12 protein-coding genes are annotated in these 13,248 nt (G+C 26.1%); all 12 read left to right on the plus strand.

What is annotated here, in order from left to right:
• Positions 1 to 133: 133 nt before the first annotated feature.
• A complete protein-coding gene (locus tag B5D11_RS03230) occupies positions 134 to 1,657 on the plus strand; it encodes a YifB family Mg chelatase-like AAA ATPase (protein ID WP_078681612.1) in 1,524 nt (507 codons plus the stop codon).
• A 13-nt stretch (positions 1,658 to 1,670) separates the two neighbouring features.
• Positions 1,671 to 2,714 carry a DNA-processing protein DprA gene (dprA, locus tag B5D11_RS03235; protein ID WP_078681613.1) on the plus strand — a complete coding sequence of 348 codons (1,044 nt, stop codon included), beginning with the start codon at positions 1,671 to 1,673 and terminating at the stop codon, positions 2,712 to 2,714.
• 149 nt (positions 2,715 to 2,863) lie between these two features.
• Positions 2,864 to 4,948, plus strand: coding sequence for a type I DNA topoisomerase (gene topA / locus B5D11_RS03240; RefSeq protein ID WP_078681614.1), 2,085 nt, complete (start codon positions 2,864 to 2,866; stop codon positions 4,946 to 4,948).
• A 188-nt stretch (positions 4,949 to 5,136) separates the two neighbouring features.
• Positions 5,137 to 5,913 carry a GTP-sensing pleiotropic transcriptional regulator CodY gene (codY, locus tag B5D11_RS03245; RefSeq protein ID WP_078681615.1) on the plus strand — a complete coding sequence of 259 codons (777 nt, stop codon included), beginning with the start codon at positions 5,137 to 5,139 and terminating at the stop codon, positions 5,911 to 5,913.
• 215 nt (positions 5,914 to 6,128) lie between these two features.
• Positions 6,129 to 6,830: a 30S ribosomal protein S2 gene (gene rpsB, locus B5D11_RS03250; protein ID WP_078681616.1), complete on the plus strand. Its 702-nt coding sequence runs from the start codon at positions 6,129 to 6,131 to the stop codon at positions 6,828 to 6,830.
• A 93-nt stretch (positions 6,831 to 6,923) separates the two neighbouring features.
• Complete coding sequence (tsf, locus tag B5D11_RS03255; protein WP_078681617.1) at positions 6,924 to 7,844, plus strand: translation elongation factor Ts; 921 nt, start codon at positions 6,924 to 6,926, stop codon at positions 7,842 to 7,844.
• Positions 7,845 to 7,944: 100 nt separating this feature from the next.
• Entirely contained in the window at positions 7,945 to 8,655 is a 711-nt protein-coding gene (pyrH, locus tag B5D11_RS03260; RefSeq protein WP_078681618.1) for a UMP kinase, read from the plus strand.
• 76 nt (positions 8,656 to 8,731) lie between these two features.
• Positions 8,732 to 9,289 carry a ribosome recycling factor gene (frr, locus tag B5D11_RS03265; RefSeq protein WP_078681744.1) on the plus strand — a complete coding sequence of 186 codons (558 nt, stop codon included), beginning with the start codon at positions 8,732 to 8,734 and terminating at the stop codon, positions 9,287 to 9,289.
• Positions 9,290 to 9,372: 83 nt separating this feature from the next.
• Entirely contained in the window at positions 9,373 to 10,137 is a 765-nt protein-coding gene (locus B5D11_RS03270; RefSeq protein WP_228201957.1) for an isoprenyl transferase, read from the plus strand.
• Positions 10,138 to 10,144: 7 nt separating this feature from the next.
• Positions 10,145 to 10,945 carry a phosphatidate cytidylyltransferase gene (locus tag B5D11_RS03275; RefSeq protein ID WP_078681620.1) on the plus strand — a complete coding sequence of 267 codons (801 nt, stop codon included), beginning with the start codon at positions 10,145 to 10,147 and terminating at the stop codon, positions 10,943 to 10,945.
• 91 nt (positions 10,946 to 11,036) lie between these two features.
• Positions 11,037 to 12,194, plus strand: coding sequence for a 1-deoxy-D-xylulose-5-phosphate reductoisomerase (locus tag B5D11_RS03280; protein WP_078681621.1), 1,158 nt, complete (start codon positions 11,037 to 11,039; stop codon positions 12,192 to 12,194).
• Between the two features lie 17 nt (positions 12,195 to 12,211).
• On the plus strand, positions 12,212 to 13,234 hold the full coding sequence (gene rseP / locus B5D11_RS03285) for an RIP metalloprotease RseP (protein ID WP_180376944.1): 1,023 nt from the start codon (positions 12,212 to 12,214) through the stop codon (positions 13,232 to 13,234).
• The last annotated feature ends 14 nt before the right edge of the window (positions 13,235 to 13,248 follow it).

Genomic DNA, 13,248 nt, shown 5'->3' on the forward strand with positions numbered 1-13,248 from the left:
TTCCCAAATTTTTATATAAATAATTATATCCATATTTAATGAATATATATAATTTACAAAATAAAAATATATATTAAAAATTAGTTATATAAATACCTCTTATTGTCAATAATTTATTTTTAGAGGTGATATTATGGCTATTCACGTAACTACTGCAACTTTTTATGGAATAGAGGGATTTATTGTTTCTGTAGAAATAGATATTTCTAATGGATTACCATCTTTTAATATTGTAGGGTTAGCAGATATTTCTGTAAAAGAATCAAAGGAAAGGGTACGCGCTGCAATTATAAATTCTGGATTTGAATTTCCAATTAATAGAATCACAATTAACTTGGCTCCTGCAGACTTAAAAAAGGAAGGTTCTCAATTTGACCTTCCAATAGCTATTGGAATATTATTAGCTACTAACCAAATAAAATCAAATAATTTAAATAATTATTTGATTTTGGGCGAATTATCATTATCTGGAGAATTAAAAAAAATTAAAGGTGCATTACCTATAGTTATTGAAGGAATTAAAAATAACATTGTAAATTTTATAATTCCTTCAGCAAATGAAAAAGAATGTTGTATAGTAAAAAATTCAAACATATATTCGTTTGAAAATTTAAATCAAGTAGCAGCATTTTTAGAGAATAATGATATGTTACCTTATAAATCTGATGAAATCAGTATAGATACAGAAACTATTTATAATTATGATTTTGAAGAGGTACTTGGACAAGAAAGTTGTAAAAGAGCTATAGAAATAGCTGCAGCAGGTGGGCATAATATATTATTATTTGGTCCCCCTGGATCTGGTAAAAGTATGATTGCTAATAGAATACCTTCTATTTTACCTAAATTAAGTTATGATGAAGCATTGGAAGTAACAAAAATATATAGTGTATCTGGAAATTTAAAAGAAGAAATATTAATAAGGAATAGACCTTTTAGGAATCCACATCATACAAGTTCAACTGTAGCTCTGGTTGGAGGAGGTCGTAATATTACTCCAGGTGAAATATCCTTAGCACATAATGGAGTATTATTTTTAGATGAATTATTGGAATTTAAAAAAAGTGTACTTGAAGTGTTAAGGCAACCTTTAGAAGATAGAAAAATTACTATATCTCGTTCTATAGGTAGTGTGACTTATCCAGCTAATTTTATGTTAGTTGCTGCATTGAATCCATGCCCATGTGGATTTTATGGGAGCAATATAAAACAATGTGTTTGCACTGAATATGAAAGAAAAAAATATTTACATAAGCTTTCTGGACCAATTATAGATCGCATAGATATTTTTACATTTGTTTCATCTTTAAGTTATAAAGAAATAAATGAAAATAAAAAAACAGAAAATTCCCAAACTATAAGAAAAAGAGTAGAAGCTGCAAGAGAAATACAAAAAAATAGATTTAAAGAAGATAATATATATTGTAATTCTGAAATGAATCAACGATTAATAAAAAAATATTGTAAATTAAGTACGAAAAGTAATAGCTTATTAGAAAAAATTTATGATAAATATCATTTAAGTAATAGAGCCTATAGTAGAATACTTAAACTTTCACGTACAATTGCAGATTTAAATGATAGCGAATATATAAAAGATAGCGACGTTATTGAAGCAATTCAATATAGAAAATTTTTAGATGAAAATATAGTTTAAGGAGTTAAGTAAAATGACAGATTATGATATTTGGTTTTCTACTCTTAAGTTATCAAATAAAATCAAATTAGACCTTATTAAAGAATATAAAAATACCGAAAACATATGGGAAAATTGTAAGTTAGATAAAATTAAAAATAGTTGGAATAATAATCTTATAAAAGATATAAAAAACATTATTAATAGTAATAACATTAAAATGGTACATTATAATGATATTTTATATCCCAATAAACTTAAAGAAATTGAAAATGCTCCAACTACATTATTTTATAAAGGGGATATAAGCAGGTTAAATGAAGAATATAATGTTTCTATAGTAGGTTCAAGGAATTCTACTAATTATGGGTTAAATGTCACTAAAATATTATCTTGTGAACTTACAAAAAATAATATAAATATAATAAGTGGAATGGCAAGAGGGATAGATAGTTGTGCTCAAAATACTTGCATAAACAACAAAGGTTATACTTGTGCTATTTTAGGATGCGGGTTAGACATTATTTATCCAAAAGAAAATAAAGAATTATATAATCAAATAGCTTATTCTGGTTGTTTAATATCTGAATATTTGCCAGGGACACCACCTCTTTCTATAAATTTTCCTATAAGAAATAGGATAATTAGTGGACTAAGTGATATTGTTATAATAGTAGAAGCTGGTATAAAAAGTGGTTCTTTAATTACTGCCAGTATGGCATTAGAACAAGGTAAAGATGTAATGGCTGTACCAGGTTCTATATTTTCAGAACAAAGTAAAGGATGTAACAAATTGATAAGAGATGGAGCTTATCCTGTTACATGTATAGAGGATGTATTTAGAATTTTAAATATTGATTATAAATCTACAAAAAAGAAAAAAATACAAAAATTTACTAAAGAACAAGAAAAAATATGTTCAGTTTTAAGTGATGAACCTATACATATTGATGATATACTTAAAATAACTGATATTGACATTAATCATTTATATGAGGTATTATTTGAATTGCAACTAAAAGAGGAGATAATATGTTTAGCAGGAAGTTATTATGTAAAAAATCAGCAAAATATTTAACTTTAAATATAATTTGTTAAAGTAAATAATTTATTGTATATTAATAAATAATAGTTTTTACACAAAATTTAATTTCATATATAAGCATAAGGGGGTGAATATCCTGATTTAAATTATTTATATTTATAATAATGAAAATCAGGAGCATTATGGGTCAAAAATTAGTAATTGTTGAATCACCTGCTAAGGCTAAAACCATTGGAAAATATCTAGGGAAAAATTATATAGTAGAAGCTTCAATGGGACATGTAAGGGATCTTCCTAAAAGCCAGCTTGGTGTAGATATAGAAAATCAGTATACTCCTAAATATATAACTATTAGAGGGAAAGGTGAACTTTTAGATAAACTTAAGAAAGTTGCTAAAAAAAGTGAAAAAATTTATTTGGCTACTGACCCTGATAGAGAAGGAGAAGCTATTTCATGGCATTTAGCTCAAATATTAAATATAGATCAAGCTGAAAAATGTAGAATTGAATTTAATGAAATTACAAAAAATGCAGTAAAGAATGCAATAAAAGCACCAAGAACTATAAACTCTAATTTAGTTAATGCACAGCAAGCAAGAAGAATATTAGACAGATTGGTAGGTTATGAAATAAGTCCTGTACTGTGGAAAAAGATAAAATGGGGACTTAGCGCTGGCAGAGTACAATCCGTAGCGCTTAAATTAATTTGCGATAGAGAAAAAGAAATTAAAGAATTTGTACCTAAAGAATATTGGTCTATAGAATGTAAATTACATAAAAATGGAGATAAAAAAACTTTTATAGTAAAATTATTATCTAAAAATAATGATAAAATTGAAATTAATTCTGAAGAAGAAAGTAATAAAATTATTTCACAGCTTGAAAATGGAGAATTTATTGTAAGCAAAATAAAAAAATCACAAAAAAATAAAAATCCACTTCCTCCATTTACTACAAGTACGCTTCAACAAGATGCATATAAAAAATTAAATTATACTACTAAAAAAACTATGTCAATTGCTCAACAGCTTTATGAAGGAATTGATATAAAAGGGCATGGGACTTTAGGCTTAATAACTTATATGAGAACAGATTCAGTAAGAGTTTCAAGTGAAGCACAAAAATCAGCTAGAGACTTTATATCAAATACTTATGGTGCAGATTATATACCAAGTAATCCAAGAATTTTTAAAGGAAAGAAAAATATTCAAGATGCACATGAAGCTATAAGACCAACATATATAGAATTAACTCCAGATATAGTAAAAGAAAGTTTAAAAGATGAACAATACAAATTATATAAACTTATTTGGAATAGATTTATGGCAAGTCAAATGTCTTCATGTATATTGAATACTATATCTATAGATATAATAAATGGTGAATATACTTTTAAAGCTCATGGATCTAGTATTAAATTTGAAGGCTTTATGAAATTATATGAATATTTATCTCAAGAAGAAGAAGAAGCTATCAATATTCCTGAACTTTCAGAAGGAGAAATTTTAAGTAAAATTTCAATAAATGGAGTTCAGCATTTTACACAGCCTTTACCGAGATTTTCGGAAGCATCGCTTGTAAAAACATTAGAAGAAAATGGAATAGGAAGACCTAGCACATATGCTCCTATTATCTCTACTCTTCTAGATAGAAAATATATTGAAAGAAATAAAAAAACTTTAATTCCAACTGAATTGGGAACAATAGTAAATAGTATGTTAAGTCATTATTTTAAAGAAATTGTTGATGTGGAATTTACAGCAGCAATGGAAAGTAAATTAGATAATATAGAAGAGGGAAAAGAAAGTTGGATTGCAGTTGTAGATGAATTTTTTAAACCTATAAAAAAATCTGTAGAAATTGCAGAAAAAGAAATATCTAAAATAACTATAGAAGATAAAGTAAGCGATGTAAAATGTGATAAGTGTGGAAGAAATATGGTAATAAAACATGGTAGATTTGGTGATTTTTTAGCATGTCCTGGGTATCCTGAATGTAAAAATACTAAACCTATAGTAGAACAATTAGATGTTAAATGCCCAAAATGCGGAGGGAATATTTTAATAAAAAAAAGCAAAAAAGGCAAGAAATTCTTTGGATGTAGCAATTATCCTTCTTGTAATTTTGTAAGTTGGTTTGAACCTGTAAATGATAAATGCCCTAATTGCGGTAGTATGATGGTAAAAAAGTACTCAAAAAGTAAGGGCACGATTTTTGAATGTATGAACGAAAATTGTAAAAATAAAATATATAAAGGTGACAAATAAATACAATGTTATTAATATGTCGAATTATATAAAAAGAATGTTGAAAAGTTATATATGTTATGATATCATTTATAAAGGCATAAAAACAATTCTAAATTTTTAAAAAAATCTAACTATATAATAACTACTAGGAAATAATATATATACTTTATAAGGCTATTTATATAAAATTAAGGAGGAAAATAGTAATGTCATCTTTATTAAATAAAACTCGTATGCTTAATAAAATACTACAAAAGTCTGGTACTGAACCTGTTGTTTTTGATGATATTTGTAAATTATTAAGTGATGTTTTAGCATGTAATGTCTATATTATAAGTAGAAAAGGTAAAATTCTAGGGTATAACTTTGGAGAAAATTTTGAATGTGATATAGTACAAAATAAAATAATTAATGAAATGAGATTTCCAGAAAATTATAATAATAAATTACTAAATATTCATGAAACTTTAGCAAATCTTACTAATGAAGGAATTTGTGTTTTTGATGAAGAAAAAAATTGTACTATAAATAATAAGCTTTCTACTATTGTACCTATAAATGGTAATAGAGAAAGATTAGGAACTCTTTTACTTGCTAGATTTGATAATAATTTTACAGATGATGATTTAGTTCTTGCTGAATATAGTGCTACAATTATAGGACTTGAAATTTTAAGATCAAAAAATGAAGAAATAGAAGAAGAAGCTAGAAAAAAAGCAGTTGTACAATTAGCTATTGGAACCTTATCTTATTCTGAACTTGAAGCTGTAGAGCATATATTTAATGAACTAGAAGGAAACGAAGGGTTGCTCGTAGCATCTAAAATTGCTGATAAAGTTGGAATTACAAGATCTGTTATAGTTAATGCGTTAAGAAAATTTGAAAGTGCTGGTGTAATTGAATCTAGATCATTAGGAATGAAAGGAACTCATATTAAAATATTAAATGATAAATTGTTAGATGAATTAAAAAAGATACGTTGATAAAAATATTTTATAATGATTACAGAAATTACACTAAATATAAATAATATAAATTAAATTATTAAAAATTTAATTTATATTATTGAATACTATTAAACCATATGATATACTACATAAGGAATAAATACACACATTATCCAACTTATAAATTGGTGCCAATTAGGTTGTTTATAAGTATGACGATAATGGAGGAAAAACCAAGGAGGTAAAATATAATGTCAGTTATTTCAATGAAACAATTATTAGAAGCAGGTGTTCATTTTGGACATCAAACAAGAAGATGGAATCCTAAAATGGCTCCATATATTTTTACAGAAAGAAATGGGATTTATATTATTGATTTACAAAAAACTGTAAAAAAAATAGAAGAAGCTTATGATTTTATAAAAACTGTATCAGCGGAAGGAAAAGATATATTATTTGTTGGAACAAAAAAACAAGCACAAGAAGCTATACAGGAAGAAGCTATAAGAAGCGGTATGCACTTTGTTACTAACAGATGGTTAGGCGGAATGCTCACTAATTTTAGAACAATTAAGACTAGAATTAAAAGATTGGAAGAATTAAATACGATGGAAGAAGATGGAACATTTGATGTTCTTCCTAAAAAAGAGGTTATAAAATTAAGAAGTGAAAAAGAAAAGTTAGAAAAAAATCTTGGTGGAATTAAAAATATGGATAGCAATAATATAGGTGCTTTATTCGTAGTTGATCCAAGAAAAGAAAAAAATGCAATTTTAGAAGCAAAAATATTAGGGATACCTGTAGTTGCAATTGTAGATACTAATTGTGATCCAGATGAAGTTGATTATGTAATACCAGGTAATGATGATGCTATTAGAGCTGTAAAATTAATTACTGCCAAAATTGCTGATGCTATTATTGAAGGAAGACAAGGAGAGCAATTAGCTGAATAGACTTACTATTAACTTTAATAAGAGTTGTAAAAGATAGATGAAAAATTTCATTTACCTTTTACAACTAATATTTATACATAGGAGGAATTTATTATGATTACTGCACAAATGGTTAAAGAGCTTAGAGAAAGAACCGGTGCTGGAATGATGGAATGCAAGAAGGCGTTAAATGAATCTAATGGAGATTTGGAAAAAGCAATTGAAATTTTAAGAGAAAGAGGGTTGGCTGCAGCTGCTAAAAAAGCTGGAAGAACAGCATCAGAAGGTATAGTAGAAACGTACGTTAGTGAAGATAAAAAATCTGGAGCTATTATTGAAGTTAATTGTGAAACAGATTTTGTTGCAGCAAATAATGAATTTATAACATTCGCTAAAAATATAGCTAAACAAGCATCTTTAACTTCTTCTAATGATATTGAAACATTTATAGCAGAAAAGTACATAGAAGATCCAAATATAACAATTAAGGAAGCTCTTACTGCTTTAATTGCTAAATTAGGAGAAAACATGACAGTTAGAAGATTCCAAAAGTTTTCAATAAAAAACGGTGTTATTCATAGTTATATACATGGTGGTGGAAGAATTGGAGTTTTAGTTGAAGTAGCTTGCGAAAAAGAAAGTGAAGTTGTTTTTGATGTAGCAAAAGATATTGCAATGCAAATAGCAGCCGCTAATCCATTGTTTTTAAGTAAAGATGATGTAGATGAAACTACACTTCAAAAGGAAAGAGAAATTTATAAGGTGCAAGCTTTAAATGAAGGTAAACCAGAAAATATTGCTGAAAAAATGGTAGAAGGAAGAATTCAAAAGTATTATAAAGAAAATTGTTTATTAGAGCAAATTTGGATAAAAAACAGTGACTATACAATAAAGAAATATATTCAAGAAAAATCTAAAGAAGTAGGATCACCAATATCTGTTACAAGATTTGTTAGATACGAAAAAGGCGAAGGAATTGAAAAGAAAGAAGAGAACTTTGCCGAAGAAGTTCGTAAACAAATGAAACAGGGATAAGTTAAAAAGAGAACACCTTGTGTTCTCTTTTTTTAAGATAATTATATTTTAAAATATATACTTTATATATAATTTTTATTATTTTGGAGGTATAATATATATGGAACCAATTAATTACAAAAGAATAATACTTAAACTTTCAGGAGAAGCGTTATCAGGAGAAAATGGGTTTGGGATTGATTTTAATGTTGTTCAAAGAATAGCAGAAGAAATAAAAGAACTTGTTGATCTTGAAATTGAAATAGGTGTAGTAGTTGGAGGTGGAAATATTTGGAGAGGAAGAAGCGGCAAAGGAATGGATAGAACTACTGCTGATTATATGGGAATGTTAGCAACATGTATTAATGCACTAGCATTACAGGATTCTCTTGAAAATATGGGGGTAAATACTAGAGTTCAAACTGCTATAGAAATGAAAGAAATAGCAGAACCTTTTATACGTCGAAGAGCTATGAGACATTTAGAAAAAGGAAGAGTAGTTATATTTGCAGCAGGTACAGGGAATCCATATTTTTCTACAGATACAACTGCAGCTTTAAGAGCTGCAGAAATAGAAGCAAATGCTATATTACTTGCTAAAAAAGTTGATGGAGTTTATGATAAAGATCCAAATGTATACAAAGATGCTGAAAAATATGATAAACTTACTTATATTGAAGTATTAGAACAAGGACTTCAAGTAATGGATTCTACTGCTACATCTTTATGTATGGATAATAATATACCTATAATTGTATTTGGTCTTAATAAGCCTGGAAATATAAAAAAAGCTGTTTTAGGAGAAAAAATTGGTACTATTGTGTCTAAATAATGTAGTTACAAATAAAACTAAAGCAATAATATTAAATAGCCCTAATAACATTAAAAGTAAACAAGGAGGTAATTCTATGATTAAAGAAATTATTCATAATTCCGAAGAAAAAATGAATAAAACTATTCAGATATTAAAAAAAGAATTAGCTTCAATGAAAGCTGGAAGAGCAAATCCAACAATGTTAGATAAAGTAGAGGTAGATTATTATGGAAGTATGGTTCCTATAAATCAAGTTGCAAATATTTCTGCACCTGAGCCTCGAATAATAGTGATTCAACCATGGGAAAAAAGTATGCTTAAAAATATAGAAAAAGCTATATTAAAGTCTGATTTAGGTTTAAATCCATCAAATGATGGATCTATTATTAGACTTATAATTCCAGAACTTACTGAAGAAACTAGAAGAGCTTTAGTTAAAACAGTAAAAAAAAGTGGAGAAGAAAGTAAAGTAGCAATTCGTTCTATAAGAAGAGAAGCAAATGATAAAATTAAAGTTTTAAAAAAGAATAATGAAATTTCCGAAGATGAAATGAAAAAAGCAGAAGAAGACATTCAAAAGAAAACTGATAATTATATTAAAGAAATTGATAAAATTATTGAACTAAAAGAGAAAGAAATTATGTCTATTTAAATCATATTAAAAACCTGCAATTATGCAGGTTTTTAGTTCAATAAATTTTAAAAATGAGAAATTTATGAATGGGGAGAATTTGCGTGTGGAAACTTTTTAATTTACATATAAATAAAGATAAAAAAAATTACTTCGAAATAGATACTGAAAAAATACCTAGACATATAGCAATTATTATGGATGGAAATGGTAGATGGGCGAAAGAAAGAAAGCTTCCAAGATCTGCAGGACATAAAGCTGGTGTAGAAACTATTAGAGAAATAGTTAAAGAGTGTAGTAAACTAAAAATTAATTATTTAACACTTTATGCTTTTTCAACAGAAAATTGGAAAAGACCTAAAGAAGAAGTTTCTACACTTATGAAATTATTAGTAGAATATTTAAGTAAAGAGATTCAAGAACTTAATTCTAATAATGTTGTGATAAATTCTATAGGAGATATTTCAAAACTTCCACTAATTTGTCAAAAAGAATTAATGCATGCTTATGAAGTAACTAAAAATAATACTGGATTGATATTAAATTTGGCATTAAATTATGGTGGAAGAAATGAAATAATAAATGCTTTTAAACAAATGTATAAAGATTTAAAAAATAATAAATTAAAAGAAGAAGAAATATGTGAAAATATATTTTCTAAGTATTTATATACTTCAGGTATGCCAGATCCGGATATAATCATTAGAACTAGTGGCGAGCAAAGATTAAGTAATTTTTTATTATGGCAATGTGCTTATTCAGAATTTTGGATATCAGATGTAAAATGGCCTGATTTTAAAAAAGAGCATCTTCACGAGGCTATTTTAGATTATCAAAGAAGAGATAGAAGATTTGGAGGAGTAAAATAAGATAATTATGAATAAAAGATATGTTGGAGCTATATTATTATCACCTTTATTAATTTTTTTATTTCTTGGAGGTATATATCTCAAATATTTTTTAATGATAATATCATTGATAGGTATGCATGAATTTTATAATGTTTCTAAGAAAAAAGATATAAATTGTTTAAATTATTTAGGATATACATTTTGTATTATATATTATATTTTTTTAAATAAAAATATTAATTTTAAATATATTTTTTTACTATTAATATTTTTTATGTTTGTTATGATGTGCATATCTATAATAAATAATAAATATAATTTTATAGATATTGCTGTAACTGTATTTGGATTTTTATATATAGCTGTGTTTTTTAGTTTTATTATATTAATATATGAAAAAAATAATGGTAATTATTTAATATGGCTTGTATTTTTATCTTCTTGGACATGTGATACAGCTGCTTACTACGTCGGAAAATACTTTGGGAAAAATAAAATATGCCCTCAAATAAGTCCTAATAAAACCATAGAAGGATCTATTGGTGGACTTATAGGAAGCATTGTTATATGTATAATATTTGGAATAATTATTTATAATTTAGGGATAAATATATCTGTATATAATTATATAATAATTGGAATTCTATGCGGTATATTTTGCCAGTTAGGTGATTTAGTAGCCTCATCTATAAAAAGATATGTCAATATAAAAGATTATAGTAATTTAATACCAGGACATGGAGGAATTTTAGATAGATTTGATAGTATACTTTTTGCTTCAGTTATTATTTATTATTATTTAACATTTATTTTAAATAAAGTTTAAGAATTGGACATATAATATAGTAATATCTTATATTCTTTTATACTAAAAATTATTATATTTTTAATAATGTTTTATTAGGAGGAAACTAAAGTTGAAATATATAAGTATTTTAGGAGCAACTGGCTCTATAGGTTCTCAAACTTTAGATGTTATAAGGGAACAAAAGGATGAATTTTCATTAATTGGAATTTCTGCAAATACAAATTTTGATAAAATTGTAGATATAATAAACGAATTTATGCCTAAGTATATTTGTATAACAGATAAGATTACATATAATAAAGTAAAAGAATATTGTAAAATTAAAAATAAAAAATTAGAAATTTTTTATGGCATGGAGGGCTTAAATATAATATCAACGCTTAAAGAAATTGATACAGTAGTTACGTCTATTGTTGGCATGATTGGTCTAATACCTACTTTAAATGCAATAAAGGCAGGGAAAAATATAGCTTTAGCAAATAAAGAAACATTGGTAGTTGGTGGTAATCTTATCAAAGAGGCAGCTTTAAAACATAATATTAATATATTACCAGTTGATTCTGAACATAGTGCTATTTTTCAATGTATTCAAAGTAATAAAAAAGATTACATAAACAAAATATTATTAACAGCTTCAGGAGGCCCTTTTAGAGGCAAAAAAACAGAAGAATTAGTTAATGTTTCTTGTGAAGAAGCACTTAAACACCCTAAATGGAATATGGGTAAAAAAATATCAATAGATTCATCTACACTTATGAATAAAGGATTAGAAGTTATTGAGGCACATTGGTTATTTGACATAGATTACAAAGACATTGAAGTGGTTATACATCCTCAAAGTATTATACATTCAATGGTAGAATATATTGATGGAAGTGTTATAGCTCAATTAGGAAGTACAGACATGAGACTTCCGATACAATATGCATTAAATTATCCTAAAAGAACTACTAGATTAGTTGAACCTTTAAATTTTTATAATATAGGAAATTTAACTTTTGAAAAGCCCGATTTAAATACTTTTAAATGTTTAAAATTAGCATTTGAAGCCGGCATAACTGGAGGAATAATGCCTGCTATATTAAATAGTGCTAATGAAGCTTCAGTAAATTTATTTTTAAAAAATAAAATTAAATTTTTACAAATTGGTGATATTGTTGAAGATTGTCTTAATAAATTTCCTAATATAAATAATTTTACAGTTGAAGATATATTAATTATGGATAAAAATATAAAAGAATATATTTATAAAATGTATAATACATAAATGGAGGTATATTATTAATGAATTTTATTTATATATTGGGTGCTATTTTAGTATTTAGTGTTCTTATAATTATACATGAACTTGGACATTTTATTCTTGCTAAATTAAATGGTGTTAAAGTAGAAGAGTTTTCTATAGGAATGGGCCCTAAAATTTTAGGAATTAAAGGGAAAGAAACTGAATATTTAATAAAGGCTTTACCAATAGGCGGTTATGTAAAGATGCTAGGTGAAGAAGAAAAAAGCTTAGATGAAAGATCTTTTTCAAGCAAATCTCCAGGTAGAAGATTAAGTATAATTGCGGCTGGTCCATTAATGAATTTTATTTTTGCTATTTTGATTTTTGCTATTGTAGGTTCTATAAAAGGTTTTTTTATTCCAGTAGTAAGTAAAGTGGATCAAAATCTTCCTGCATATTATTCTGGAATTAAAGAGAATGACAAAATAATAAGTATAAATAATAAAAAAATAAGAAATTGGGAAGATTTTTCATCAGAAATGTATATGTCAAAAGGAGAAAGTGTAAATATTGGAATAGAACGAAATAATGAAATAAAAATTATAAATGTTACTCCTGTAAAAGATGAAAATCAAAATAAATTTGTATTAGGGATTTATCCAACTTTACTTGAAAATCCAGGAATATTCAAATCTTTAGAATATGGGGTTAATCAAACCATTACCATAATAAAACAAGTTTTTGGAGCATTTAAATCATTATTTACCGGGAAAGCAAGTGCAGATGACTTTGGCGGACCTATTTCAATTATTAGAGTTTCTACTAAAGTTGCAGAAGCAGGAATTGTTCCTTTAATAACTTTTGCTGCATTTATTAGTGTGCAATTAGCTATATTTAATATAATACCTTTTCCAGCATTAGATGGTGGATGGATATTTTTATTATTATTCGAAATCATAACTAGAAAAAAAATTGATGATAATAAAGTTGGAGTTATAAATTACATAGGTTTTGTTATACTTATGGCTTTAATGATAGTTGTTCTTATCAAAGATATACTTCATCCAATAAATTTGAATTAATTTAAGGAGATAAA

Source organism: Clostridium sp. USBA 49, from assembly GCF_900167505.1.
Taxonomy (GTDB): Bacteria; Bacillota; Clostridia; order Clostridiales; family Clostridiaceae; genus Clostridium_AT; species Clostridium_AT prolinivorans.

Excerpts from the sequence above, each read along its gene's own strand:
- tsf (WP_078681617.1), top strand. The coding sequence starts at position 6,924 with ATGATTACTGCACAAATGGTTAAAGAGCTTAGAGAAAGAACCGGTGCT.
- pyrH (WP_078681618.1), top strand. The coding sequence starts at position 7,945 with ATGGAACCAATTAATTACAAAAGAATAATACTTAAACTTTCAGGAGAA.
- B5D11_RS03230 (WP_078681612.1), top strand. The coding sequence starts at position 134 with ATGGCTATTCACGTAACTACTGCAACTTTTTATGGAATAGAGGGATTT.
- rseP (WP_180376944.1), top strand. The coding sequence starts at position 12,212 with ATGAATTTTATTTATATATTGGGTGCTATTTTAGTATTTAGTGTTCTT.
- dprA (WP_078681613.1), top strand. The coding sequence starts at position 1,671 with ATGACAGATTATGATATTTGGTTTTCTACTCTTAAGTTATCAAATAAA.
- topA (WP_078681614.1), top strand. The coding sequence starts at position 2,864 with ATGGGTCAAAAATTAGTAATTGTTGAATCACCTGCTAAGGCTAAAACC.
- codY (WP_078681615.1), top strand. The coding sequence starts at position 5,137 with ATGTCATCTTTATTAAATAAAACTCGTATGCTTAATAAAATACTACAA.
- frr (WP_078681744.1), top strand. The coding sequence starts at position 8,732 with ATGATTAAAGAAATTATTCATAATTCCGAAGAAAAAATGAATAAAACT.
- rpsB (WP_078681616.1), top strand. The coding sequence starts at position 6,129 with ATGTCAGTTATTTCAATGAAACAATTATTAGAAGCAGGTGTTCATTTT.
- B5D11_RS03275 (WP_078681620.1), top strand. The coding sequence starts at position 10,145 with ATGAATAAAAGATATGTTGGAGCTATATTATTATCACCTTTATTAATT.